The sequence below is a fragment of the Paenibacillus sp. CAU 1782 genome, from assembly GCF_054551715.1.
The window spans coordinates 43326-68683 of the sequence record NZ_JBTOLL010000016.1; the positions used below are offsets into that span (position 1 = coordinate 43326).

General features: G+C 49.0%; 21 protein-coding genes. 10 read left to right on the forward strand and 11 right to left on the reverse strand.

Going from position 1 to position 25358, the window contains the following annotated elements:
- Positions 1-61 precede the first annotated feature (61 nt).
- A complete protein-coding gene (locus tag ACX93W_RS22300; RefSeq protein ID WP_459394582.1) occupies positions 62-2104 on the forward strand; it encodes a family 10 glycosylhydrolase in 2043 nt (680 codons plus the stop codon).
- A 134-nt stretch (positions 2105-2238) separates the two neighbouring features.
- Positions 2239-3180 carry a DUF1963 domain-containing protein gene (locus tag ACX93W_RS22305; RefSeq protein ID WP_459394583.1) on the forward strand — a complete coding sequence of 314 codons (942 nt, stop codon included), beginning with the start codon at positions 2239-2241 and terminating at the stop codon, positions 3178-3180.
- Positions 3181-3331: 151 nt separating this feature from the next.
- On the opposite strand, the gene ACX93W_RS22310 is transcribed toward ACX93W_RS22305, so the two are convergent.
- On the reverse strand, positions 3332-4465 hold the full coding sequence (locus tag ACX93W_RS22310; protein ID WP_459394584.1) for a hypothetical protein: 1134 nt from the start codon (positions 4463-4465) through the stop codon (positions 3332-3334).
- Positions 4466-4478: 13 nt separating this feature from the next.
- Positions 4479-5069 carry a TetR/AcrR family transcriptional regulator gene (locus ACX93W_RS22315; protein WP_459394585.1) on the reverse strand — a complete coding sequence of 197 codons (591 nt, stop codon included), beginning with the start codon at positions 5067-5069 and terminating at the stop codon, positions 4479-4481.
- Positions 5070-5161: 92 nt separating this feature from the next.
- Between ACX93W_RS22315 and ACX93W_RS22320 the strand changes: the two genes are divergently transcribed.
- Positions 5162-6178, forward strand: a complete 1017-nt coding sequence (locus ACX93W_RS22320) for an alpha/beta fold hydrolase (protein ID WP_459394586.1) — start codon at positions 5162-5164, stop codon at positions 6176-6178.
- Positions 6179-6327: 149 nt separating this feature from the next.
- On the opposite strand, the gene ACX93W_RS22325 is transcribed toward ACX93W_RS22320, so the two are convergent.
- Positions 6328-7548 (reverse strand): S-layer homology domain-containing protein, encoded by a 1221-nt coding sequence (locus tag ACX93W_RS22325; protein ID WP_459394587.1) that lies wholly within the window; start codon positions 7546-7548, stop codon positions 6328-6330.
- Positions 7549-7832: 284 nt separating this feature from the next.
- Between ACX93W_RS22325 and ACX93W_RS22330 the strand changes: the two genes are divergently transcribed.
- Positions 7833-8717: a hypothetical protein gene (locus ACX93W_RS22330; RefSeq protein WP_459394588.1), complete on the forward strand. Its 885-nt coding sequence runs from the start codon at positions 7833-7835 to the stop codon at positions 8715-8717.
- Positions 8718-8817: 100 nt separating this feature from the next.
- Here ACX93W_RS22330 and splB read toward each other — a convergent pair whose 3' ends face one another.
- Entirely contained in the window at positions 8818-9846 is a 1029-nt protein-coding gene (gene splB / locus ACX93W_RS22335; protein WP_459394589.1) for a spore photoproduct lyase, read from the reverse strand.
- Positions 9843-10151 carry a transcriptional regulator SplA domain-containing protein gene (locus tag ACX93W_RS22340; protein WP_459394590.1) on the reverse strand — a complete coding sequence of 103 codons (309 nt, stop codon included), beginning with the start codon at positions 10149-10151 and terminating at the stop codon, positions 9843-9845. The genes splB and ACX93W_RS22340 overlap by 4 nt, the downstream gene beginning before the upstream one ends.
- A 175-nt stretch (positions 10152-10326) precedes the next feature.
- Here ACX93W_RS22340 and ACX93W_RS22345 point away from each other — a divergent pair, with 175 nt between their 5' ends.
- The 3 genes from ACX93W_RS22345 to ACX93W_RS22355 all read left to right on the forward strand — a co-directional run bounded on the left by ACX93W_RS22345 (position 10327) and on the right by ACX93W_RS22355 (position 13492).
- Positions 10327-11517, forward strand: coding sequence for a purple acid phosphatase family protein (locus ACX93W_RS22345; RefSeq protein ID WP_459394591.1), 1191 nt, complete (start codon positions 10327-10329; stop codon positions 11515-11517).
- A 414-nt stretch (positions 11518-11931) separates the two neighbouring features.
- Positions 11932-12411, forward strand: coding sequence for a transcription elongation factor GreA (gene greA, locus ACX93W_RS22350; RefSeq protein ID WP_459394592.1), 480 nt, complete (start codon positions 11932-11934; stop codon positions 12409-12411).
- A 190-nt stretch (positions 12412-12601) separates the two neighbouring features.
- Positions 12602-13492, forward strand: a complete 891-nt coding sequence (locus ACX93W_RS22355; protein ID WP_459394632.1) for an Rpn family recombination-promoting nuclease/putative transposase — start codon at positions 12602-12604, stop codon at positions 13490-13492.
- A 280-nt stretch (positions 13493-13772) separates the two neighbouring features.
- Here the strand turns inward: ACX93W_RS22355 and ACX93W_RS22360 are convergent, their stop codons facing one another.
- The 4 genes from ACX93W_RS22360 to ACX93W_RS22375 all read right to left on the reverse strand — a co-directional run bounded on the left by ACX93W_RS22360 (position 13773) and on the right by ACX93W_RS22375 (position 19278).
- Positions 13773-14642: a UbiA-like polyprenyltransferase gene (locus tag ACX93W_RS22360; protein WP_459394593.1), complete on the reverse strand. Its 870-nt coding sequence runs from the start codon at positions 14640-14642 to the stop codon at positions 13773-13775.
- A gap of 5 nt (positions 14643-14647) precedes the next feature.
- The gene (locus tag ACX93W_RS22365; RefSeq protein WP_459394594.1) at positions 14648-15940 is read right to left on the reverse strand and encodes an aspartate aminotransferase family protein; all 1293 of its coding nucleotides are present in this window, start codon (positions 15938-15940) and stop codon (positions 14648-14650) included.
- The gene (locus ACX93W_RS22370; RefSeq protein WP_459394595.1) at positions 15897-17888 is read right to left on the reverse strand and encodes a peptidase U32 family protein; all 1992 of its coding nucleotides are present in this window, start codon (positions 17886-17888) and stop codon (positions 15897-15899) included. The genes ACX93W_RS22365 and ACX93W_RS22370 overlap by 44 nt, the downstream gene beginning before the upstream one ends.
- Before the next feature lie 316 nt (positions 17889-18204).
- Positions 18205-19278 (reverse strand): helix-turn-helix domain-containing protein, encoded by a 1074-nt coding sequence (locus ACX93W_RS22375; RefSeq protein ID WP_459394596.1) that lies wholly within the window; start codon positions 19276-19278, stop codon positions 18205-18207.
- A gap of 148 nt (positions 19279-19426) precedes the next feature.
- Here ACX93W_RS22375 and ACX93W_RS22380 point away from each other — a divergent pair, with 148 nt between their 5' ends.
- Together ACX93W_RS22380 and ACX93W_RS22385 are read left to right on the forward strand one after the other, a co-directional pair.
- Positions 19427-20587, forward strand: coding sequence for a saccharopine dehydrogenase family protein (locus ACX93W_RS22380; RefSeq protein ID WP_459394597.1), 1161 nt, complete (start codon positions 19427-19429; stop codon positions 20585-20587).
- A gap of 78 nt (positions 20588-20665) precedes the next feature.
- Positions 20666-21349, forward strand: coding sequence for a TIGR00266 family protein (locus ACX93W_RS22385; RefSeq protein WP_459394598.1), 684 nt, complete (start codon positions 20666-20668; stop codon positions 21347-21349).
- A gap of 85 nt (positions 21350-21434) precedes the next feature.
- Here ACX93W_RS22385 and ACX93W_RS22390 read toward each other — a convergent pair whose 3' ends face one another.
- Together ACX93W_RS22390 and ACX93W_RS22395 are read right to left on the reverse strand one after the other, a co-directional pair.
- Positions 21435-22202 carry an exodeoxyribonuclease III gene (locus ACX93W_RS22390; protein WP_459394599.1) on the reverse strand — a complete coding sequence of 256 codons (768 nt, stop codon included), beginning with the start codon at positions 22200-22202 and terminating at the stop codon, positions 21435-21437.
- A gap of 9 nt (positions 22203-22211) precedes the next feature.
- Positions 22212-22901 (reverse strand): DUF4190 domain-containing protein, encoded by a 690-nt coding sequence (locus ACX93W_RS22395; RefSeq protein WP_459394600.1) that lies wholly within the window; start codon positions 22899-22901, stop codon positions 22212-22214.
- A gap of 515 nt (positions 22902-23416) precedes the next feature.
- On the opposite strand from ACX93W_RS22395, the gene ACX93W_RS22400 reads away from it, so the two are divergent.
- Positions 23417-25318, forward strand: a complete 1902-nt coding sequence (locus ACX93W_RS22400; RefSeq protein ID WP_459394601.1) for an LTA synthase family protein — start codon at positions 23417-23419, stop codon at positions 25316-25318.
- Positions 25319-25358: the final 40 nt, after the last annotated feature.

Sequence of the window (25358 nt, forward strand, 5' to 3'; positions counted from 1 at the left end):
GGCTGCCCTTTTGCCGACCGGGGAAAAGCACGTGAAGCAATAGAAGCCGGGAGGAATAGTGATGAAGAGATTTGATAATTCAAACGTGGCTGGAGAACGGGCAATCAAGCCCGCCCTGCTCCAGGTAGAGGCGGCGCCCGAGGATATAACGATTACGCTGGAGGGGAAGAGGCATACGATTACGGCCGTCAATCGCGTGCCGGAAGACGGGGATTGGCTTGTTGTGTTTACTGCCGCATGGGGAGAATCGGTACTTGTTCCGGCGGACGGAGTTGCAGTGCAGGTTGTAGCGGGCAATTTGGTGACGCGCGTCGTCAATGAAGCGCCTGTTGGCATTGCTCCGGAGTGGAAGGGGCCGACGGAGCTTGGCATACCAGTCGATGGATTTGTGCTTGTAGCCCGCGATGGTCTATATGCTTCTGAAAGCAGCCGCTTTTTTCTGGCGACCTGCTTCAGGAAAGGGGATCGGATCAGGCTGCGCAGGAACGGGACCATAACCAATCATTTCGGATTGGCCGAGGTTGCAGAAGGCGAATTGCGTTTATTCCTGAACAATCCCCTCATTTATACGGAAACGGAAACGTCATCTTTTATAAGCGGGGGAGTATGCATTGGCTCTGGCAAAACCGGGGCTGAAGGTATGGAAGGCGAAAGCGGATTAGCCGCTGCAAAAGCCAAAAAAAACCATCTGGACGTTGTGGCTAAAGGCGGGAGCGAATCTCTGGCCGCTTCCATTAATGGCGACCGGCCAATCGTTGCGATTAACGGAGAAACGATTGCTGTTGATGAGCAAGGCAGCTTTGAGCATAGGCTGGAATTGGCGCAAGGCTTGAATTTCGCGGATGTAACAGCAAAAGCCGGACATGGAGCCGAGGTTGCGCAAAGCATGGTTATATTCGCCAGAAAGCAAGAGACGAACCCCCGCAAACGTATTATATTGTGGGTGGACCAGAGGGCCAACAGCGTAAAGCTGCGGACGAGAGAGGCAGTCAGAGAGCTGTTGGAGAGGGCTGGACATGCCGGCGTTACAGACATTGCCCTTGACGTCAAAGGAGTCGAAGGATACGTTTCCTACTTGAAAAATCCGTTGACTTCACGTCCGCATCTCAGCGAATTGCGAAACAGCAGCCAGGAAGCGCCATTTCCCAGACTGGATTTGCTCCAAGCCTTTATCGAGGAGGGGCATGCCCTCGGTCTGCGTATTCATGCATCCATGAACGTATTTGCCGAAGGCTCCATTGTCCGCAGTGAATACGCCATTCTGGATGAACACCCGGACTGGGAGGAGATAGTCTGCAAACACCATGACGAAGGAGCCTTGTTGCGCCAGAGGGAAAGCTCCGCCCCCGGTTTTGTTGCTTTTGTAAACCCGGCGCATGATGAAGCTCGCGCCCATCAATTGGCGGGACTTCGGGAAGTCGTCGAAGGGTACGAAGTGGATGGCATTATTTTGGACCGGGGCAGATATGACAATGAAACAGCGGATTTCAGCCCGTTAACCCGCAGACGCTTTGAGGCCTATTTGGCGGATAGAGGCAAGCAGCTTCTGAATTGGCCCGAGGATATTTTCCGCTATGAAGGCAATACGAGAATCGACGGTTCGCTGGCGCTGGACTGGTGGGCATTCCGTGCAGGCATTATTACCGGATTTGTTTCGGACGTCAAAAAAATGATTGCGGAGCATAACGGGCAGACAGGAGGCAATGTTCTGTTATCCGCATATGTCGGTTCCTGGTACGATACCTATTATGTCAATGGAGCGAATTGGGCCAGCACCGACTTTCAATATAACAACCGCCTGCAATTTCAGGAGGGCTCCATATACACGAACGACTATGTAAGCACCGGTTATATTCGCCATCTGGATTTCCTTATGATCGGAACGTATCAGGACACGCTTGCCGAGGTTGAGAAATATATGACGATAGGCAATATCGCGACAAGAGGGGAGATACCCATGTATGCAGGGATCGCTCTGAATGGGATGAAAACCGAGGAACGGCAAAAAGAGGTCTTTGAGGCGGCTTTGCGAAACACCGATGGTTTGATGCTGTTTGATGCATCCCATGCGGATTGGGGTATCCTCGATCGATCGTTAAAATGAGATTTTAACTCTGTCCGATTGCTGCCCTAATCTTGTTTTACGGCTTATTGACCTATGGTATAATTTTGAAATTGACTAATCGTCGAGCATTTTTTACTGGATATAACAGATGACAAGAGGAGTGGGCGACATTGATGGAGCAGTGGAGGAAAGAGGAAATTCGGAGGTTGTTGGCTAACCATCGTATTTCTGAAGGTGATGAAGCGGTGGAGCTATTGTATGAACATGCAGAGGTGGCGATGAAGCTGCATTTGGACGGGGAGGAGGATTATCGAGCAATCGGCAACAGCCGTATCGCAGGCAGACCGGACCTGCCGCCTTCGATCCAGTGGCCTTGCACGGAGGATGGAGAGTATTATACGTTTTTGGCTCAAGTGAATGTGCAGGAGATGCCCTTTGCGATCGGTGACGAATGGCCGAATCAAGGTATTTTTTATTTTTTTCTGGGAGCGGACGAGCCAGCTTATAATGTGGATCATGTTGTTTATTATTATGATGGCGATCCGGCTTCTTTACGACTGGCAGATCCACCGGAAGAAATGGAAGAAGTATATGGCGAGGACCGTGAATTTGATGCTTACCGGGTTAAGCTTCTTCCCCACCTTTCATTACCTGACTTGGGAGAAGACGGAGATGTATTATTAGACCAACATGAAAGATTATATTCGGAGGTTTGCGATCAAAGCGATGCTTTGGCCGGGGGACTTCAAAGCTGGAACGGCAACACTGCATTGGATGCTTATTTGTGTCTTAATGGCATGGAAGAGCTGATTTTTTCAACACACAAGACGGAACAACAGTTGCTTAAAAAAGCAAGCGATGCAAGGAGTAATGGTCAGGAGACGTATGGTGATCGTTTGGAACATATCGTATTGCCATTATTGAAGTCCTATAAGGAGCATGAAGAAGAGCATATCAAGGAAGCGGCTAAGTGGCGTCTGCTTTTTTCGATATCATCGTTGAATGAGGTCGGGATGTGCTGGTGGGATGCCGGTTTTCTTGAGTTTTTAATCCATAAGGATGATTTGATACAAAGACGTTTTGACCGGACATACTGCAATTTGGCAACCAGTTAAGCAGAACATCAACCCAATTTGAAACGCTGCCTTGGTGCTCCGATAGGGAAAGACCGCTTGCACAGAGAAGGCCCGCTTTAAACGACTATGTTGTATGGATGGAATTGGCTAACGATCAATTGTGAGACCGTTAGCCCTATAAGCTCTATGTCTATGAAGGCTGCGAAGGTGACGGCGACGACAAGCCAAACTTGCGTACAAAGTCTTGCAGATTGTCATTGAATTGAGATGCAACGGTTGGTTCTGGTTGATCCAAGCGACTCATCATATCTTTGACAAAATGGGATAATGTAGAAGTGTTAAGCCCCTTGAACAGGTTTTTTGCATCGATACGATCGTTTTCCAGCTTTTGTTCTTCATGCATTGCAAGATTGGCAGGTATGCCGTTTCTAGCCGCAATTGCAAGCTCCTCTACCTCGGCAAAAGCTTTTTTAACGCTGGCCTGGAAAGAAAATTGATACATGGAGTACATAAATTGTTCTTTTTGGTTTTCGTCAGTTATGTAATTGTCGGCAATATATTTGGCTTGTACCATTCCCGTTTGACGCAAGTCAAACAGTTGTTCCCGAGAAAAATCGGAAAAATTGGAAGGGTTAAAGTTAATGTTCAATATAGAGTGAACCGCTTCCGACGCTTCGCTAGGCAGGTTGTTTAACGCTTTCTCAAGCATCACGGCGGGGCTGTCTACACGTTCCATAGATTCCATCTCAATACTTCCCAGTTCTGCTGCGAGCAAGACGGGATCCTGAAAGGTGTTAGTACTCTTGTCTTGAATCAGAGTTCTCGCCAGTTCTGCTTGCATCTCGGAATTACGCACCAGTTCCCCTTGAATTCTGAACGCTTTATTCGTTATAGTTCCGGCGAACTTATCTCGTTCTTCTTGGGTAGGAAGCAAGGACTGTGTCCTTTGAAGCGTGTTTAGCTCCTCCTTGCCGCTCATTGCGCTGAACAAATGCCGTGCTTGCTGTGAAATGATAGCTTGATCGGGCTCTTGTTGCTTGGCAGCTTCTCGTTCCGTTTGCTCTACCGTCTTCTGTTTCGCTTCTTCCAGTTTTCGCTTGTTCTCCTGCAGCTTTTCCAGGTTAAGCTGCTGCTGCAGCCCGCTAATTTGTTTCTCCAACTCCTTGATTGCTTCGGCGGAATCCAAACTGCTTTGCTTGTTTTCCTTTAACGCCTGTACTTGCTTTTGCAAAAAGGAAATTTGCCGCTCTAGAGCGCTTCCATGTTTTGCTCGTTCCGGAGAAGCAGCAGCCGAGCCTGGGGCAATCGATGAAGATATACGCATAATAAATCTCCTTTCAGGAACAAAGCGACAATAAATGCGACTCCAAAAGTTTGTCCATCTGTTCGACGGATAGCTGGTTTGGATGTAGCACGCGATGGATAGCCAACCCGTCGATTAGGGCATAAAGCTTCTCCGCTTCAAGTTCGATATTCAGTTCCGGCCGGAGCAGCTTGTTTTTCTCAAGCTCGTCAAGCACAAAAAGAGAGGCTTTATAAATGCCGTTTTGAACGGATGAGCTGACCGTTTTCAATTCCGGATAAGCAAGCATTTTGGATTGAAAAACAAACCAGACCTCCATTTCCATTACCCGTTCCTCGTCGATAGGCAGAAATTGCAATAACAATCCCCTTAAATCCGACAGCAAATTATCCCCATAAGGTAAAGTGCCGAGTCTCTCTTCGACCCGTTCCGCAATCAGATTCATGCAAAAAATATAGAGCTCCGCCTGAGTGGAGAAGTAATGGCGCATGGAGCCAACCGATAAGCCGGCTTCTTTGGCTACTTTGCGTACGGTCGCTTCCTCGAGTCCTGAATGCTTGATGACCCGCAGCGCCGCTTCCGCGACAAGACGTCGTTGTTCCTCATGATTTACGATTTTTGGCATGAATTAATTATAATCCCTTTTCTTTTTTGACACAATGTGCTAAATTTTATTTAGTTCACTGTATTAAATAAAACGAGGGAGCAGAACATTACATGAAAATTGGCGAAATGAAAGGGACATCAAGAAAGAAGAAGTGGAAGCGCGTTTCGTTGATGTTGTTGGCGCTTATTGTTGGATTAATCGGCTCTGGATTTCTATATGAAGCTATTGCATCCCGCGTAGCTGCCAAAAACTATCCACCGCCGGGAGAGCTGGTGGATGCGGGAGGATATTCGCTTCATATGGTTAAGAAGGGCAGCGGCTCGCCAACGATTGTGTTTGAGGCAGGCAGCGGGGAAACACATCTAACCTGGAGGGGGATCCCGGACCAGCTTGCAGCTCATGCGACGGTCGTCTCTTATGATCGGGCGGGTTATGCCTGGAGCGATAAGGCGGATACCGAGCGCACAGGGGAAAACATTGTGAAGGAACTGCACACTGCATTGAAAGCGGAAGGTCTTGAAGGACCTTATATTATGGTAGGCAGCTCACTGGGCGGCATGTACGCGAGATTGTTTGCTGAAACCTATCGTGATGAAGTTGCGGGCCTAGTATTAGTGGATGCCCGGCCTGAAAATTTTGAACGGGAACAGCTAGAGCTATTGAAGGCTGAAGAAAACGATGTGGAAAACGCGTCGTCCAGTGATATCCTGCTGTTGAAGAACTCCGGGGTGTTAAGACTATTCCAGGATGATTTGATGGAGGGAAGGGTCGCCAAGGAGGATAGAGGGTATTTCCTTAATGTGATTTTAACCAAAGACTATTTCGAAGCAATGAACAATGAAGGGAAGCTGTCTCCATTAACAGAGGATTCCATTCGCGGACAAGACTTTGGAGATTTGCCGGTGCGTATTATTGCGAGGGGTGTAGCCCCTGACTATGCTGGTTCTGGCATATCGGAAGCAGGAGGCAAGAGAATAGAAGGAATCTGGCGCGCGGGGCAGGAAGAAATGCTAAACTTATCAACAGACAGCAGCTTGGTTATTGCGGAAAAAAGCGGGCATATGGTCATGAATGATCAGCCCGAGCTTGTTGTGGAGGCTTTACTGGAGCTGTTGGGGCCAAAATAAAGAAATATCGAAAAAAAGGGTTGTCCGAAAAGTCTGATACGATCAATAAATATTCAGCAAAATCGGTCCCGTCCGGTCCTCTCTGTTGAATATTTATTCGCTCCACTTGTCTTTTCGGACGCCCCCTTTCCTATTTAGAGGGACAATAATTAAAATTCGTTCGCATACCATTCATCATCGTCTTCATAAACGGGCGCTTCAGGATCTCCGACATAAATCATTACCGGATAATAGCCGTCTTCGTCAAGCTGCTCTGGAAAACGAGGTTTTCCTTCCACAAAGAAGGTTTTAACGCCTGCAACATCAATGATAACGCGATTGTTGTTGCTGAATTGCTCATAATTATATTTAGTTGTTTGATCATTGATAGTTACGTAAACATCCATCGCATAGTCAGATTTAATCCGCATGGACACTTGCTCTAGCACGGCTCCAACATTATCGTACCATTCAGGCGCCTCCTGCAGAACGATGTTTGAATAAACATTGCCGGATTGCAGCGTGCCGCCAAAGCCCAATTCCCCGCCTGTTCCAGTCAGAAAATAACCGGATAGTTGTTCTTCCTCTTCTTCATAGGCGTAATCCTCTCCGGCAATCGCCAGCAGACGATTCAAAATAGTCACGGTTTCCGCCCGCGTCACGGTTCTGTCGGGATAAAATTTGCCGGATGCGTCAGGCGTCATAATGCCAAGCTTGGTATAGCGGTAGAGCGCAGCGCCCTTTACGTAGTCCAAATCAGTGGCATATTCGAGTTCCCCGTCTGCGTAAGCCAATTCCAGTTTGGGATGCATAAGGGAAATGGCCTTCACTTGAGCTTCGAAAGCATCATAGCTGGCATGCTTCACAAAAGCTACATCTTTAATGCGAGACAGCTCCTTCATCAAATCCTGCGTGGACAGATCGTAAAGCTCAGGCGCATCTACGTCGGCGAACAGGGCGTCCAGTGTCATCATGACCTCCCAACGCGTCATTTTTTTGTCGGGTTTATACGAATAGTCGGATTCATCGTTGAAGTCTTGCTCGTCCGCGGCATAAATCGGCCAAATGGTGCTGTACAATTCGGCAAACTCTTTGCTTGCCCAGTGATTGGCGGGTACGCCCGGGATGGCTACAGGATCAGGATGTCGCAGCAGCGGGAAGAGACGGTAAATCATAACAGTAAACTGAGCCTTTGTGACGGCATCTGCTGGTTTAAACGTTCCGTCGGGATATCCCGTCAAAACGCCGCGTGCGTTCATTTCGTCAATTGATGCTTTGGCCCAGGCGTAACGGGCGTTCCCATCGACATCTTTAAAGCTGGCAAAAGCGGGTGTGGCCCAAAGGACAGATAACAAAACAAAGGCCATGCAGGACAAAAGCATCTTTTTCATAGCGGACAAGCTCCTTTGATTAAGAGAGTGCCTGGATGTATGTACGATAGGAGACGCCGGACTCGTCAGACCCCAGAAGGAATAGTATACCAGATGAGGGAGTGGATATCATTGAAATTAGTGGAATAAAAAAGCGAGAATTCAAAGATGACGAGTCTTTTGACCTGATTCTAAAGTTATGATTTTTTGATAGATTTGGGACGGATATTACATTATAATGGGAAATAATCCTTATAAAAGAGGTTCTTCATAAGGTAGTCTTATTTCTGAAAAGGAGAGTAACTATGCCAACCAAGGGTAAGTTTTTGACCTCAGTACTGATTATGGCTTTGCTGGTGACGCTGAGCGTGTCGCTCACAGCATCTGCCGCCGGAAGCAAAACGTTCAAAACGAAGAGCGGCGCTACCGTTACGGTGAGCAACATTATTGAAACCCGGCAAATTAAAGATGTAGGTTATGGTACAACGATGTATGTAGCTCAAGCACCGGTTACGGTTACGTTTAAAGGCGACCTGCAAGAGGAGGAAACCTGGTTTGCGAAATGGGAGGACGAGGAAAGCTTGGAGTATGTGGAGATTGTCGACAACAAGGTGACGTTGACTGACCCGGTGGAATATGGTATTTTTCCAGCGTTCGTTGGTGAAAACCGGTCGGACAATGATCCCATCTTGTTGCTCGTCGTTGATGGCAAAGGAAGTTCCGTAAAGCCGGTAGTCGAGGCACCTAAGCCGGCAGCTCAACCAACGGCCTCCAAAGTGCTGATTGATGGCAAGGAAGTAGCGTTTGAGGCTTACAAAATTGAGGACAATAACTACTTCAAGCTGCGAGATTTGGCCATGGCGTTAAGCGCGTCTGAAAAAAGCTTTGCTGTAGATTGGGATAGCAGCAAAAATGCAATTAAAATTACATCCTCTTCGGAATATACGCCGGTAGGCGGCGAGTTGGCGGCGTCGGACAAGCCTTCTCGGAAGGAATATGTTGCTGCTTCCTCAGCGATCTATTTGGACGGTGAAAAAATAGAGTTTGTCGCATACAAAATTGGCGGTAATAACTATTTCAAGCTGAGAGATGTAGCTGATGCATTGGATATTGGCGTTGATTGGGATGGAAACACCAAAACGATCAGCATTAATACGAGCAAAGCCGTTGAAAACGAAGAGCTGGAATAATCCTCTCTTGTTAGGTTGAAAGCGCTAATCGGAATCGGAGGCTCTTGCCGGGCAAGGGCCTCTTTGATTTGAATAATGGGTACTCCGCCCAGGCTTCCGACTATGTAAAGTATTCCAGCTTTGCTTGAGGGAAATAGGTCAACATGCTTTCATGCAAAACTTCCTTCAATTCGTCTTCCTCTTCCTTTTGGTAAATGTATTTGCCGATGCCGTATTTCCCCCATTTGTACCTTCGTTTGGCTTCGTCCAATTCCAGCTTCGTCATGGGGTAATTTTGCTGGATGACCCGTTTGGCCGGCTTGGTAAAACGATGCTGAATAAATTCGAACGTAATGTCCTCCCTGGCTTCAGGGTCAAGCTCCGCGTCCAGCCGCTGAAACAGCTCCTTGTATCCGCGTTCCCATCCTTCATGTCTGTATATCGGGGCCACGATAAAACCAAGAGGATATCCGGCCCTGGCAACCTTGCCTGCCGCCTGAATCCGCTGCTCGAGGGAGGAGGTTCCCGGCTCAAAATGCTTGATGACGTAATCGGCGTTGACGCTGAAGCGAAAGCGTGTTTTGCCGTTGTGGCGCGCATCCAGCAGATGATCGACATGATGAAATTTGGTTACGAACCGGAGTTTCCCATGCTCGCTTTGCCCAAAATGCTCAATGGCCTTTTTAAGCGTATGCGTCAGATGGTCGATGCCTACGATATCGGAGGTGCAAGATGCTTCGAATCGCGTTGTTTCAGGCGACCGTTCCTTCATATATTGATCGGCTGCGTCCAAGATTTCCTCGACGTTGACATAAGTTCGAATGTAAGGCTTGCTGCCCATCGTCGTTTGCAGATAACAGTAATGGCAATGGCCCATACAGCCCGTAGCAAACGGAATCGCATACTCCGCGGACGGCTTGGAGGTGTCGAATTTAAGTGTTTTGCGGATGCCGACGACGAGTGTGGCTTTGGCGGTCCGATATTGCTGTCCCGTCGTTTCACCGGGCAAGTTTCGTATTTGGTTATGGGAAGTCGTATAGCGGATTTCCAGCCCCATGTCCGTAAATTTTTTGAGCAGTTCTTCGCCTAACGGGTAGTTCAAGGCATCCGGTTCAAAATAGACAAGCCGGGGCATGAAGGGGCCTCTCATGGCTCATCGTACTCCAAAGCCGAAGCGGGTTCGGAGTCGTCGGCAACGGGGAAGTCGTCCTCTTCTTCCCAACCTCCGAAGCTTTCGCGGTAAGCTTGCTCCGCATCCCGTTCGGAAGGGAACACGGCAAGCTCGTCGGACATTTCGTAAAAGGTATCATGCAGGAACAATGCAAGCTCGTCCGGGCTTTGGGGGCTGCTGACGACCGCGGCGGCCTGTACGTTAGCTACATCCTGAGCATGGGGATTGCGATAAAGCACGTATACGACATCGCCGGGGCGATACGATTTGTTTTCTTGACTCATAGCCTCACTCCGTTCTTCGTTTTTTTTGCTGCTCCTCTCTAGATTCTCCCGGACTCTTCCAAACTATGCCATAGGATACAGACAACAGGTCGAATAGCGGATATACTGGATAAAAGAGGGATTTATTGCGTTTGGGTTAACATTTTTGGAATAAAGGAATGGAGTGGATAGGACAATGGTCGAGGTTATAAAAGGGCCTTATTTGCAAAATCCGGGGCAGAACTCTATGACCGTGATGTGGGAGACATCGGCACCAGCTTCCGGGAAGGGATTTCTGTATGCGGCGTCGCGAACGCATTCAGGTCCATTGGAAGCGGAAAAGCAGCCGATGCAAGATGTGGCTGCTGAATCAAATCCAATGGCAATACGCGAAGACGGCGCTGTAAGTTCAGTCATTCACTCTGTGACTTTTACGGGACTAGAGCCCGGGACGGTATACTTTTACCGAGTCTTCTCGGAGCATAACGGGGTATCGGCAGAGTCCGACTTGCACCCGTTAAAGACATCGCCGGGAGAGGGGCAGCCGTTTTCGTTTGCCGTAACGAGCGAAACGGGGGGCTATAGCTGGATGGACAAGTCGGGAGGAGCGATCAACCGACGAATTTTTGGCCAAATGAGCCGGCTTCGGCCCGATCTGGCCCTGTTTATCGGCGATATTGTGGATGATGGCAACCGTTATGAGGATTGGGATACCTATTTTTTTGAACCGGGAAAAGAGCTGTTAAGCACAACGCCTTTTTACAGCTGCCTTGGCAATCATGAGGATAACGGCTCTTGGTTTTACCGTTTTTTTGCTTATCCTGAGCCAAGGAACTACTATGCCTTTGATTATGGCGACGTTCATTTTACATGCCTGGATTGCACCGATTTTGTCCAATGGAAGGACTATCCCAATAGCAGCGCGCCGATTGGACCGGGCCATCCGCAATATGACTTCCTTGAGCGGGATTTGGCGTCTTCGGCGGCCAGGTGGAAAATTGTCTTTTTTCACTATCCGCCTTATGTCTCGGGACGTTATCAGGTGGAGGCCATGCGCGCCCTTTGTCCCGTACTGGAGAAATTCGGCGTTGATGTAGTGTTGAATTCTCATACAATCGTTTATGAAAGAAGCTTCCCGCTAAAAGAAAACAAAGTGGATTATGATGACGGCGTTGTCTACATCGTTGCCGGCGGCGCTGGAGCCATGCCGGAATGGCTGCTGCCCAAGCGGGAATGGCATACCGCTCAATCCCTGGCGGTTCCGCATTTCATTCAAGCCGTTGCAACGACCGAAAGGCTTGAATTCAGAGTTATGGACGACGAAGGCCGGTTGTTCGACCACTATCAGATCCGTAAAGATGCTGAGGGCCGAAAACAACATTTCTAAGCCAATCATATGAGACCGGCCGGGGATTGCAACGATGTTATCAGCTTTGCTGACATTGGCGTTCGACTTGGGCGCGTGCTCAAGCGGCGGAGGCGGAAACGGAGGAAGCAGCGGCACAAATCCGTCCGCCACTCCTGGAAGCGGCAATAACGCCGATAACGGCGGCTCGAATGAACAGCCGGTTGAACTCGCCTTGCTGGAAGGCTCCAAGGTGGATGACGTCAAGTATGGCATTCCCGCCAAGTTTCCTGCGTCAGCCCGTGTCCTTCTTATTTTGCGAGCAAAGGTTCAGTCTTCATGTATTATTCCAGAGACTCGGCCGTACTGTACTTTTCCGACAGGAGGACGCCAAGCTTTTTCTCCGGGCGGAATTAGGGTACAATGTTACACAATACCAATAGAGGAGCTGGCATTGTGGCAAAAGAAGAGTTGTTGCTGACGCAGGAAGGCCTGAATAAAATTGAAGACGAGCTAATGGAACTGAAAACAGTCAAGCGCAAGGAGCTGGCGGAACGGCTAAAAGTCGCTATTAGCTACGGAGACCTGAAGGAAAATAGCGAATATCATTCCGCAAAAGATGATCAGGCGCATATGGAAACAAGAATATTGCAGTTGGAGCGCATGCTCAAAATCGCACGCGTAGTGGATGCCAGCAGTATTAAAGCCGATGAAGTTGGAGTTGGTTCCGTAGTTATTTTGCATGATGTGGAGTTCGACGAAAAAATCGAATACCAGCTCGTTGGTCCTGCAGAAGCGGATGTGTCCAACGGGAAAATTTCGTATGAAAGCCCGCTTGGCAAAGAACTGATGGGCAAAAAGAAAGGCGACAAAATCCAAGTGAGCGCTCCCGTAGGCATTATCGAATACGAACTGCTGGAGATTCAGGCTAATTAGGTCAACTGCTATGTAGCTGTGGGCCGAGACCTTTTGTACTTTTGCCTTTGCTTTCGTTATGATAAGGCTATAAATGTTTTCAAACCAAACAGATATGCGACGAAGCACGTCCTTTCCATTTATGGGAAGGGCGTTTTTTTGTTGTGAAAAAGGAGTGATTGAAAGGATGAATGACAGGGTGAACGACAGGATGGAGGAGCGGCTTGATCCCCGTAATGATTTTGTATTCAAGCGTATATTCGGAAGCGAGGATAACCGGGATGTGCTATTGGCTTTCCTAAATGCTGTGCTGGCGGAGGGGGATGGCCCGCTTTTAACGGAGGTTGAGGTGCAAAATCCGTATACAGAGAAGGATTCGCCGTCTGACAAGCAGTCCATTTTTGATATTTGGGCAAAAGCATCTGACGGAAGTTTAGTTGATGTTGAGATGCAGTTGTTTAACAAGTATGATATAGAAAAGAGGACTTTATACTATTGGAGTAAACGGTATAGCAGCCAGTTGCATGAAGGCGAGACGTATAAAGGGCTAAAAAGATGTATTACGATTAATCTGCTTAACTTTTCAATAATCCCGAACGATCTGTATCATAATGTGTTTCACTTGCAGGAGAGAAATAGCCACATTATATTATGTAAAGATATCGAAGTGCATATGATGGAGCTGTCCAAGCTGAATCATTGCGATATGCCGGCGGGAAGCGGGCTGCTGAATTGGCTCCTGTTTTTAAAAAATGATGATTCTTATGATTGGGAGGCGTTGAGGTTGAATGAACCTAAATTGGACAAAGCAATGGACACGCTTCAGTTTTTGAGCCAGGATAAAGAAGCGCGGCGTTTGTATGAGCAACGGCAAAAATATTTGCATGATCAAGCTTCGATGCTTGATTGGGCAACGGATAATGGCATGAAAAAAGGCATTGAACAAAGCATTGAACAAGGAAGACTTGAGGGGCAGTATAAAAAAGCAGCCGAAATTGCCGGAAACATGCTGGAGCTTGGCATCGACATTACTATGATTGTTAAGGCAAGCGGGTTAACCCATGCCGAGGTTGAAGAAATCAGAACGAAACGCTCTCTTTAACATAGATGTTTTATTTCATTTACGGGGTTATTCAAAAAGTTCAATATTGTTATATATAAGTTCAACTAAAAACCGGCAGTAGCAGGCCAAGGTGAGGATGGTTCTGGAGTAAAGCATAGGCTTACGATGCGACGTTCTTCCAGAACGTTTCAAGCGTTCGCTTGTGTTTCCGGCTTTCTACATTACATCCATACAATCAAGATATCTGGAAACAACTGCGATCGGAAGAACCTTCCTCACGGCGGCCTAGCCCCCTGCCAAAATTATTTAGTTGAACTTATTATAGAAAGAAGTCCAACATCGTTGCGGTCAAAATAATGATGCTGATCACTTGATTCAGGTTATAGGATGCAATCTTCATCAGCCGTGGGCTTCCGGGTTTGACAAGCCCATGCTCCACCAGCAGAAGAATCAGCGTCAATCCTAGACCGGCAGCGTAGAACCAGCCAGCCTCTCGGATAAATCCGAGCCCCGCCAGAAGGAGCAGCATGACTCCATGCAGAAGTCGCGAAATCCAAAGCGACTGCTTCATGCCAAATGTGCTGGGAATGGACCATAAACCTTGTTGCCGGTCAAAATCAATGTCCTGCGTGGCGTAAATAATATCAAATCCTGCTATCCACAGCATAACGATTGTCCCCAATACAAAAGGGGTTATAGCAAACTGACCGGTTACGGCAAACCATGCACCGATAGGGGCGGAAGCAATGACAAAACCCAGGTACAGGTGACTGAGCCATGTAAAACGCTTGGTATAGGAATAGGATGTAATAAGGACTATGGCAACCGGAGACAAAATAAGGCATAGCGTATTCAGCATAGCTGCCGCACCGATAAATACACCGTAATTAATCAGGACAAACCAGACTACTTCTCTCCGCATCAGCCTGTTTTGCGGCAGATGGCGATGGCTGGTTCGGGGATTGCGCCCGTCGAACTCCGCATCGGCCAGCCGGTTAAATGCGTTGGCTCCGTTCCGGGCCGCCACGATTGCGACCAGACACCATATCCAGACCGATAAAGAGGGCAGGCCTTCAGCCGCCCATATTAATGAAATCAGGGCAAACGGCAGCGAAAACAACGTATGCGAAAACATGACCAGCTCGCCGAAATGTCTGGTTTTACGCCAAACCGCAGCGGCAACCGACATAGACATCAACCCCCAATCGCCAGCAGGCAATCCTTCATGGCTTCCGCCATGTCGGTTATATTTTGCTCCGTAATGATGAGCGGCGGCTGGAACGCAACCACGTTGCGGCCAACTCCGTTTTTGCCTAACAAAAAGCCCCGATTTTTCATCATTTCCAGCAGAATGTCGCATTTTGCCGAGTTGACTGCCGGCTCGCCAAAGTCCAATTCCATTCCAACCATTAATCCTAACCCCCGCACATCTTCAATAAAGGGGAAAATATCCTTTAATTCGTTAAGTGTTGATTGAAGCAAGCCGCCCAGTTTTTCAGCCCGTTCCGTTAATCTGTTATCTTGAATGTAATCCAACACCGCAAGCGCAGTAGCAGCCGAAACGGGGTTTCCGCCAAAAGTGGAAGCGGAAGGGCGGTTCAGTGAAGCCGCGACATGGTCGGCGGCGGCAAAAGCGGAGATGGGCGTGCCGTTGCCAAGCGCCTTAGCCATTGTCAGAATATCCGGAATAACGCCAAAATGCTGGATCGCAAACATCGCGCCGGTCCGTCCAAATCCGCTCTGGATCTCATCGCAGATCAGCAATACGCCGTATTTCTCCAACAGCGCTTTAGCCTCTTTGAAATACCAGAGAGGAGGTGCGATGATGCCTCCATTGCCCTGGACAGGCTCGATGATCATGGCGGCGATTTCATGCCCCTTTTTCTCCAGCAGCTCGCTCAGCGCTCCAATGGATCGGCGCGCGGCTTCCTCGTGATCCAGCTTTTTGTCGTCAAACGGCCGGGGTACAAAATAAACCGGCTCCTCCTGCAAATAGTTATCCGCTCTCCACATCGCAAGGCCCGTTACGCTCATTGTCAAATAAGTCCGTCCGTGCAGCGACTGCTCCAGCGAAATAAAGCCCCGTCTTCCGGTGTGAAGCCTCGCCAGAAGCATTGCTCCCTCATTAGCTTCCGATCCGCTGTTGCAGAAAAAAGCGCGATTCAGATTCCCGGGAAGCACTTCGGCAAGCCGCTCTGCCAGCCTGACGTTGGCTTCGGTCAAATAGATGGTGCACGTGTGCTGAAGCTCCTGCAGCTGGGCGATTGTTTTTGCCGTAATCTCTTCGTTGCTATGCCCGCAAGACATCACCGATACGCCGGCAAAAAAATCAATATATCTCTTGCCGGTGTGATCAAAAAGATATTGTCCGTTTCCTTTGATCAAAAGAGGCGGTTCCTTATAAAAATGCTGGGTGCAGGGATAAAAATACGACTTTCTAAGCTCAAGCGCCTGTTCCGGCCCCTTCAAGCTTTGGCTGCTCTTCATTGCCTTTTGCACCTCCTTCAACGGCAAATTCCAGCGTGCCCAGCGTATAGCCTCCATACAGAGGTTTCATAGCTGACATAATCGCTTCGGCGCGTTCCGGCCGCTCTAAACAATCGCGATAAGCGCGGATGATCGTTCTAAGCTGCTCGGCGGTATAGGTGCACCCTTCAATCCGAAAATGGGTAACACCGGCCTTTTGCAGCGCGGGAACGAGCGGAAGGTAACAGAGCTCCTTGGACAACATCAGATGGTTGCGGCCATGATGGTCGCGATAAACCGGATTTTCGCCTTTGTCGGTCATTAGCACAAGCACGGAGTTATCGACATATTGATTGTCGGCATCGGCGATAGGCTCCAGCACGCGAGTGTTTTCGTAAAGATCATGTTCCAGATACATGATGGCCGGCGTGCCGTGTACCGTCATTTCTGTCGTAAGCTTTGTATGAGACAGCAGAGCAGCCAATTTGTCACGGTGCAGCTCCATCGAAGTCGTCATTCTCTCCAGGCCAAAATCGGCATAAAGCCCTTCGGCTTCCTGATTGTAAATATTGAGGTTAAAATCGCCGATCATCCGGTAGTCGAGCGGGGCGAACTTGTGGGCAGCTCCGATATGTGTAATAAGAATGCCGTCCAGCTCCAGATTTCCTGTTGCCAGCAAATGCGCATATTGCTCCATATGAAGGTCGGTCATCATACGCGGCATGCCCAGCACGATTTTGGTAGAGCCTTTTGCAGCCAGCAGTTTGGAAATGTCTTCTTTGGAGAATGGAAGATCCGGGAAATAAACATCGCCGGATAGGTAGAGCGTATCGACGCCTTCAGCGATAGCCATTAGCGCCTGCTCCATATTATTGACCCTGACTGTCAGCCGGGAAGGGACTTTGGAGGGACGATTAACCGCCTGCAGCAGCTCCGAAACTTCCTTTACCTTGGCCTCCGTCAGTTCTTTTTCTTCCGTTGGCGTGCTGAATACTTTGCCTGTGCTGTAAAATTTGCCGGTTCCTTCATAACGCCGGTTAATATTGTCCAGACCAGGTTTGCCAAAAGCGTAGGCGGTGGAAAAATCGCGTTTGCGGTTTTCGTAAAGGAGGTCGGCGTCTTTGGTTCGATTAAAGCCTATAGGATCGTCAAGGTAGCGGTCGATGGCATCGCCGTAAGCGGCTACGATCATCTGGATAAATGCCAGATCGCGCATGCGGCCTTCCAGTTTGAAGGAGGTAATGTTAGCCTCGATCATCTCGGGAATATGCTCGTACATGTACATATCCTTTGCGGCTAATGGATATTCGGTAGGATAGAGCTTGCCGTCCTTTTTGATGCGGTAATCCCAGCGGCAAGGCTTCATGCATCGTCCGCGGTTGCTGCTCATCCCGAACAGGAAGGAGCTGGACAAGCAGTTGGCGCCGTGTACCGAGCACATATCTCCATGCACAAAATACTCCAGCACCATGCCTGTATTGGCGTGGAGGAGCTGAGCCGTTTTCAGATCCATTTCCCGCGATACGACTGTTCTAGTAATGCCAAGCTCCTTCATCGCCTCTACCATATCCACGTTATGAATATTCATCATGACGGAGGAATGTACGGGAAGGCGCAGTCCCAGCTTCTTGATGATGGAAACAACTGCAAAATCCTGAACAATGATGGCATCGGTTCCGATCGCGGCCAGGTAGGTCAAATAGTCTTCAAGCGGCTCCAGCTCCTGCGGGCTGATCAAATTGTTTACGGTCACGTAAACCTGCTTGCCCAAACCGTGCGCCAAGTCGACGGCTTCCTTCAAATGCTCCCTGGAGAAGTTGTAGCCCTTGCGAATCATGCGCATGTTGAACATGGAGCCGCCGATGTAGACAGCATCGCAGGGGGTTGCAATCACTTCCTTGAAGATAGGAAGCGTCCCCGCCGGAGCAAGAAGCTCGATGCTTTTTCCGTTTAGTTTTCTTTTCCCCATGATTGATGTCTCCTCTGTCGGATAGTGGATTTTCCTGTGCGAACTACTGTAAGCTCTATTTTAAAGGAGGAGCTAAACAATTATTGTGAAAATAATCACATAAAATGATGTGCAGCTGGCGAAAAGTGGAATTCGTCACATGAAGAGCACATGATGAATGTGGTACGATAAAGGCATCATACGGTGGCTCATCTTGCTAAAGGCTCGCAAAGTTTGCAAAGACGATGACAACGATCTTGCCTATGTTGTAATCGCCTCTGTCGAGGTTGGTTATTAAAGGTTGTACTTATATTTCTGAGAGGAGCAGGGTTTTGTCCTACTCCGCCGCAAATCGCGTAAACAGCTGCCAGATAAGCTCTCTGCGGCTGTGTACATTCGTTTTTAGAAAAATGGACTTGAGATGGTCTTGGACTGTATACGAGGAAATAAACAGAATGTCCGCAATTTCTTTCGTAGAAGCGCCCCGAAACACAAGCTCCGCGATATCGCTTTCCCGTGGCGACAAGCCATAGGCTTTGGACAAAAGCGGGAGCATGTCTGCCGGTTTGGCAGGCTCTACGATAATGGCTGCGCCATTGCCGCCCTTCGTGTCCCTCAGCCGGCTGCCGCGAATAGAAAGATAAGTGCCGTCAGGCACCCGAATCGTCACGCGGGCGGATTTTCCGTCGCCATCGTTGCCATAGCTGCTGCCGCCGACTTTCGCGCTGATCGCCAGCACTGGACGCGGCAGTGTTTCCTCCGTAATATTTTCCCATTCTCTAAGCAGGCGCAGCCAATCTTCGGCGGGTTTATTCCAGGTTAGGAGCTCGGCTTGCTCCGACAGCATGAGGATGCCGGGTTCATTGTTGCTGCCGACGGCTCCCGAAGTTGCGGGCAGCGTCAATGTAAAAGAACGGAGTCCGTGCGCTATTGCTGGAGACAATGCGGCGATTAGGGCTAGTTCGTCTTCCGTAAACGGCTCCTGACGGGAGCTGCGGAATAACGTCAAATAACCCCAGCAGGCGCTGTCGCATAATAAGGCGGCTCGCAGTTCGTCGGAAAAACCAGCCGGGTGGAGCACCTCGCGATAGCGCGGGCTCTTTTCCGGTTTTCCTTCTGTAGCCGCATAAAGCGAGGCAACAGAAAGAGGAGAGGCTGCCAGACGATGATAGGCGTTAATATCCTCGCTGCCGAATTCAGACTGAAGCAGCCTGGCATGGATGCTCTCCAGTCCTTCCTCGGTCATGGCGCCCGTGGATAACAGGGTGAGCGGATCCACGGAGGTGCAGCAGGCTGCATCAAAGGACAGTACGCTGCGCAGCAGCGCTATGACTTCATGTCGATAGGCATGTGCCGAAACCGACTGCTTCAGCAGTTTGCCAAGTCGTGTCTGAAGGGTTGAAAGCTGCATGGCTGATTCCTTTCTCGATTCGAGGGCAAAGGATCGGCTTATCCCTTGAATGTGGGATAGTCTTCTTTCGCCAACTCTATATAATGAAAATCAATAGTTTTTTTCATTGTACCGGATGAGCAGTCCGAACAGAAGGGGTTGGCAGGACATGAAGGAAAAGATTGTAGTTGTGGGCGGATATGGACATGTAGGGGGCGGGATTTGCGAACGTCTTGGAGCGCTCTATCCGGGCAAGGTTTATGCGGCGGGAAGAAGTCTGGACAAAAGCGAGGCCTACAGCCGAACCACACAAGGCCGCGTGAAGCCGATGAAGCTGGATAGCAGAACGCTGCCGGAGGCTGACTGGTTCAGAGAGGTTGCCGTTGTGGTGATGTGCCTTGATCAGCAAGAAACTCATTTTGCGGAGTCATGCCTGAGAAATGGCGTTCATTATATCGATGTTGCAGCTAGCGGCGACTGGTTTGAAAAGGTGGAAGGGCTGGCCGATTCCGCCAAGGCTGGAGGGTCTTCAGCCATTTTGAGCGTTGGGCTTGCTCCCGGGCTGACCAATTTGCTTGCAAGGACCGTTGCCGAAGGCAGTCAAAAGGAGCTGTCGATCGAAATCGGCATTATGCTTGGTCTGGGCGACAGTCATGGCAAAGCGGCCATTGATTGGACGGTAAAAGGTTTGACGGAGCCTTTTGAGGTGATGGAGCAAGGGGAAAAGGTAATCAAGCAATCCTTCTCCGAGGGAAGAACGGCATATTATGGTCACAAGCTCGGCCGCCATAAGGGCTATCGATTCCCCTTTTCGGATCAGGCCGCGTTGCCCCGCAGTTTGGGTGCATCCTCGGTTTCCACCCGTTTATGCTTTGATTCGCGTCTTGTCACTGGATTGTTGGCGTTTCTTGCCCCGCTTGGATTAAGGCGGCTGCTCAAATGGAAGGTTATTAGCAAGCTTTTTGCCAGTTCCATGGGGGGAATGAAATTTGGCAGCGATGTGTATGCCTTATCCGTTGAAAGCTTTGACGGGGATCAGGTGCGGGGAAGAGCGCTGCTAAACGGACGCAACGAATCTGATATTACGGCTGCGGCAGCTGCGGCAACCGCCAAACTGGTCTATGAAGGCGCTGCTCCGACCGGCATCTTTCATTCGGAGGAGCTATTTACGCTTGTAGCATCGGGCCGCGAGTTATGGCTTGAGAGCCGTCCGCATAAGTCGAATCAGCCTGTGACCCGGTCACTGAAGCCTGCACAAGCCCGGATTGAGGCTCGGGACCTCATTTTTGATATTAGGCCGGCCTTGAAGGACTCGCCCCTGACCTTGTAAATTCTGTTAGGTTCCGGTTACTCCTTGAGTTATACTAGAGACATAGTGTATGGATTCATTTCGGGAGGGGAACTGAATATGAGGCACGAGATTTTGAGTCAAGGCCAATTTGCATTGTTAAAGCTTCAGTTGGAGCCGGGAGACCGGGTTAAGGCGGAATCCGGAGCAATGGTTTCGATGTCGCCGACGCTTGAGCTTAAGGGGACAACGGATGGCGGCATTATGAGAGGACTTGGCCGGATGTTAAGCGGCGAAAGCTTTTTCTTTCAGGAAGTGACTGCCGCTCGCGGCAATGGAGAGCTGATGCTGGCTTCCAAAACGATCGGCGATGTTCGTGCCGTCCATCTGGACGGAAGTTATTCGCTGCTTGTTCAAAAGGACGGTTTTTTGGCGGCGACTGACGGTATCGAAGTCAGCACCAAAATGCAGAACTTAAGCCGGGGAATTTTTTCGGGAGAAGGCTTTTTTGTTGTCGAAATTAGAGGAAGAGGAACAGTGTTTTTATCCTCCTTTGGTTCCGTCCACGAAATTTCGCTGGGGCATGGCGAAGAGGTTATTATAGACAATGGCCATTTGGTGGCATGGCCGTCGCATATGGCTTATCAAATTGAAAAATCATCGCGCGGCTGGGTGTCCAGCTTCAAAAGCGGCGAGCTTCTGGTTTGCCGGTTCAGGGGGCCGGGCACGGTTCTCATTCAAAGCCATAATCCTGGCGGATTCGGCAACTGGCTGCGGCGATTCCTTCCGTCATCATCCAACTGATCGCTGACATTTTAGGGAAAACAATAAGGGCTGTACCGGGCGAACAGATTCTTCGCCATCAGGTAGAGCCCTTTACGTATAGCTGTTAGTGGGGAGCTTTATGCAGCTCCAGCGTAATCGGGCAATGGTCGCTGCCCAAAACGGAAGCTTCGATTCCGGCCGATGCGATCTCGCTCTGCAAGCCATCTGACACCAGAAAGTAGTCGATTCGCCATCCGATGTTCCGCTCCCTTACCTTAGGCATAAACGACCACCAGGTGTACGCTCCGGTCGTATCAGGGTGAAGATAACGGAAGGAATCGGCAAAGCCGTTGTCCAGAAGCCGGGCCATGCAGTCCCGTTCCTCTTTCGTAAAACCGGAATTGCCATGATTGGACTTGGCGTTTTTAATATCGATTTCCATATGGGCGACATTCAAATCGCCGCAAACGACAACCGGCTTGTTAAGCTTCAATTTATTCAGGTAATCCAGAAAACGGTCTTCCCACGCCAAGCGGAGGGGCAGTCTGGACAAGTCACGTCTGGCATTGGGCGTATAAACGTTGACCAGGTAATAATTGCCGAACTCCAGCGTAATGACACGGCCTTCAGGCTCGCTGTTTTCCTCCAGCCCATAACGGACGGAGAGAGGAAGATGCCTGGTGAATACCGCCGTACCGGAATACCCTTTTTTCTCCGCGTAGTTCCAATATTGATAATAATCCTCGCCAAGCTCCAGCTTGATCTGGCCTTCCTGAAGCTTTGTCTCCTGCAAGCAAAAGATGTCAACGTCGGCTTGGCGGAAGTAGTCCAAAAAACCTTTCCCGACGCAGGCGCGAAGCCCGTTGACATTCCATGAAATCAGTTTCGTCATTGTGATCCCTTAATAATAGAAGTTATTGTTATAATTGGAATAATCGGAGCTTACGGCAAAAATAATAATAATGATGACAAAAAGCACGATGGCGCCCCACAGCAAAGTGCCGATAATGGAACAAATCAAACCTGCAAGCGACATTCCTCTGCCTTGCTCTCCGCTAGCCTTGATTTCTTTAAGAGACATGCTGGAAATAATAATGCCGACAATTCCGATCAAGACGCCAATATAAGGCAAAACAATAGAGCAGATGCCGAGAACGAGAGAAGCGATGGATTTGCCGTTTGTTTTTGGCGGTTCTCCGTAGGGATTATAGTAACCTTGGCCGTTGTAGCCGGGCGGATACGAATTTCCATATCCGGATTGCTGATATGGTTGATTACCATATTGTCCTTGCTGCTGATATTGATTTCCGTATTGTTGCTGCCCGCCGTATTGCCCATGCTGCTGGTGCTGGGAGCTGAATTGATCTTGTCCGCCATATTGGCCTTGCTGCTGGGATCCAAACTGATCCTGTCCGCCGTATTGGCCTTGTTGCTCTGACCCGAAACGGTCCTGTCCGCCAAATCGATCCTGTTGGGGAGCGAAAGGGTCTTGACCGTCCGCATTTTGCCGGCCGTTCAAGCTTTCATTATTGCCGGGATCATTATTGGAATTAGGATTTGATTTAGGGTTTTGATTGGAATTATCCTCCACGTTCATGTCCTCCTTCGATGTGTCGGTTCTAGAAATATTTAGACGGATTCTGTCAAAAACCGTTCCTATAATTCTGTAAAAATAATAACAGAGATGCTCATAGCTTACAACATAAACCATGTATCATTGAGTCGTTCTTCCACCGAGTTTACAGTGATTGAGCTAATGAAAATCCCCCCTACCGCTTCAAGTGTATGCGGTCGCTTCAAGAGATATGAAGCCAAGGGACGACATGAATGAAGATAGGGAATCAGCGTTTTTTCAGAGAGGCATTATAATGCCCAAATGTCTATAGTTCCCTATTTATTTATTTCTTTGTTTGAGTTAAGATGAAACTTATGGATTTGGCAGGTGAAACATTAAGACGACATAAACCGTCGATAAAAGACGGATATTTTTTGACCTTTGACCGCAAACGTGCATCTCTGAAGCGCTGCGATAGTCGTTTTCTCATAAAAGGTTTTTACGTCGTATAAAAAAGGGCAGTTGGTTTAGCTTAAGGGAGAGTGATAACATTGAATGCGATAATGAACGGATACCGCAGAGCTCCGTTTTGGGCAGTTTTTGTATTGTTAATGATTAAAGTCAGCTTGTTTCGCCAATTTACATTTGGGGGCATCGATTTTAGCAGGCTGCTGGCCGATGCTGCCGCGATCCTGACTCTCTTGTGTGTGCTGGAGCTGGTGACGGCCAAAATTTGGAAAGGCGTAGCGTTTACCTTTTTTAACGCTCTTATCTCCTTTTTACTTTTTGCATGCTGCGTTTATTTTTCCTTTTTCGGGAGTATACCGACTTATACGGCTTTGTACGGATTAGATCAAGTCGGACAAGTTAAAGATAGCGTTAATTCCGCCATTCAGCTCAAATATTACATCATGTTTGCCGACCTTGCGGTGTTAGCCTTCGTGTACGTTGTTTCTTTGTTTCTGGCGAAATCGCCAAAGGTCGAATATCGAAGAGCGGCGAAACCTCTGTATGTTGGAATCGGTCTGGCTGTCTCGCTTGTTGCCTCCGTGCTTTATATCCGCAGCGATCTGGATATTTCCAACGAGCTGGTTCAAGCCGAGCGGTTGGGCGTGTTGAATTACCAGGTAGCTACGGCGATTAATGAAAACAGAGTCAACAGCGCTATTAAGGGAGCCAGCGCCGAAGAAACGCAAGCGACGCTGGAGGAGCTTGAACAGGGTTTGCCGGGAGCGGAAGAACCTGTCGAGGCCGGGACGCCGAATTATTTTGGCGTTGCCAAAGGCATGAACGTTATTGTTATTCAGATGGAATCTTTTCAGAATATGATGATCGGGCTTGAGGTTGACGGCCAGGAAGTGACGCCTGTGCTGAATGACCTCATCAATACCGAAGCGTTTTATTTCCCGAAAGTCTTTCAGCAAATCGGTCAAGGAAACACCTCCGATGCTGAATTTATATCTAATACAGGGATTTATCCAACCGGCGCTATCGCGATGTCAAAAGGTTACGGAGACCGCGCTATCCCAAGCATGCCGCGGTTGTTGGGAGAAAGAAATTACGTTTCCAACACGTTCCATGTTAACGACGTAACCTTCTGGGACCGCAATAATCTCTATCCTGCCCTTGGTTTTACGAAATATTATGATCGTCCCTCGTTTCATAACGATGAGTTTAACGGTTTTGGCGCATCCGACGAAGAAATGTACCGTGTCGGCATGGAAAAGCTCGTAGAGCTTAAAAACGAAAAGAAGCCGTTTTACGCGCAATTCGTAACGACATCCAGCCACCATCCGTTCTGGGTGCCATCCAAGTTCCTGAATATCAAAGTGCCTGATTCGCTGAGCGGCAAACAGTTGGGCCACTATGTGGCAGCCATCAATTACACCGACAAAGCAATCGGCGGTTTGATTGAAGACTTAAAAGCAAACGGGATGTGGGACAATACGGTGCTGGTCATGTACGGCGATCATTTTGGCTTGCAAACCAAAGAAAATGATCCGGAGTGGGTTAAAGAAGTGCTTGGCGTCAATTATGAGGAACGGATCAGCCGCTTCAACATCCCGTTTATCGTTCGGGTTCCCGGCGTAGACGGCCAAACGATGGAGGGCGTGGGCGGACAAGTGGACATGATGCCTACTCTCGCCAACCTTCTTGGCATCTCGCTTAAGGAAGAAAATCATACGGTATTCGGCAAAGACTTGCTTAATACAAAACGCAATGTCATAGGCATGCGCTACTATATGCCGACGGGATCGTTCTTTAACGATGACATTATGTTTATCCCGGGCAAAGGCTTTGAGGATGGTACGGCAATCGACTTGAAGACCTACGAACCTGTCGAGGATTTCAGCCAATACCGGGCCGACTACGATTATGTGCTGGAGCTAATGAAGCTGTCGGATGCTTACGTCAAGCTTCTGCCTTCACGTTCCGGAACGGAAGGCCAATAAATTCGGCATACGTGTATGTGGAATAGATAAGAGCGGCGGG

Excerpts from the sequence above, each read along its gene's own strand:
- ACX93W_RS22330 (WP_459394588.1), top strand. The coding sequence starts at position 7,833 with ATGCCAACCAAGGGTAAGTTTTTGACCTCAGTACTGATTATGGCTTTG.
- ACX93W_RS22310 (WP_459394584.1), bottom strand. The coding sequence starts at position 4,465 with ATGCGTATATCTTCATCGATTGCCCCAGGCTCGGCTGCTGCTTCTCCG.
- ACX93W_RS22340 (WP_459394590.1), bottom strand. The coding sequence starts at position 10,151 with ATGAGTCAAGAAAACAAATCGTATCGCCCCGGCGATGTCGTATACGTG.
- ACX93W_RS22355 (WP_459394632.1), top strand. The coding sequence starts at position 12,602 with ATGGAGGAGCGGCTTGATCCCCGTAATGATTTTGTATTCAAGCGTATA.
- ACX93W_RS22380 (WP_459394597.1), top strand. The coding sequence starts at position 19,427 with ATGAAGGAAAAGATTGTAGTTGTGGGCGGATATGGACATGTAGGGGGC.
- ACX93W_RS22390 (WP_459394599.1), bottom strand. The coding sequence starts at position 22,202 with ATGACGAAACTGATTTCATGGAATGTCAACGGGCTTCGCGCCTGCGTC.
- ACX93W_RS22385 (WP_459394598.1), top strand. The coding sequence starts at position 20,666 with ATGAGGCACGAGATTTTGAGTCAAGGCCAATTTGCATTGTTAAAGCTT.
- ACX93W_RS22365 (WP_459394594.1), bottom strand. The coding sequence starts at position 15,940 with ATGAAGAGCAGCCAAAGCTTGAAGGGGCCGGAACAGGCGCTTGAGCTT.
- ACX93W_RS22360 (WP_459394593.1), bottom strand. The coding sequence starts at position 14,642 with ATGTCGGTTGCCGCTGCGGTTTGGCGTAAAACCAGACATTTCGGCGAG.
- ACX93W_RS22305 (WP_459394583.1), top strand. The coding sequence starts at position 2,239 with ATGGAGCAGTGGAGGAAAGAGGAAATTCGGAGGTTGTTGGCTAACCAT.
- ACX93W_RS22300 (WP_459394582.1), top strand. The coding sequence starts at position 62 with ATGAAGAGATTTGATAATTCAAACGTGGCTGGAGAACGGGCAATCAAG.
- ACX93W_RS22345 (WP_459394591.1), top strand. The coding sequence starts at position 10,327 with ATGGTCGAGGTTATAAAAGGGCCTTATTTGCAAAATCCGGGGCAGAAC.
- ACX93W_RS22370 (WP_459394595.1), bottom strand. The coding sequence starts at position 17,888 with ATGGGGAAAAGAAAACTAAACGGAAAAAGCATCGAGCTTCTTGCTCCG.
- ACX93W_RS22315 (WP_459394585.1), bottom strand. The coding sequence starts at position 5,069 with ATGCCAAAAATCGTAAATCATGAGGAACAACGACGTCTTGTCGCGGAA.
- ACX93W_RS22320 (WP_459394586.1), top strand. The coding sequence starts at position 5,162 with ATGAAAATTGGCGAAATGAAAGGGACATCAAGAAAGAAGAAGTGGAAG.
- splB (WP_459394589.1), bottom strand. The coding sequence starts at position 9,846 with ATGAGAGGCCCCTTCATGCCCCGGCTTGTCTATTTTGAACCGGATGCC.
- ACX93W_RS22325 (WP_459394587.1), bottom strand. The coding sequence starts at position 7,548 with ATGAAAAAGATGCTTTTGTCCTGCATGGCCTTTGTTTTGTTATCTGTC.
- ACX93W_RS22375 (WP_459394596.1), bottom strand. The coding sequence starts at position 19,278 with ATGCAGCTTTCAACCCTTCAGACACGACTTGGCAAACTGCTGAAGCAG.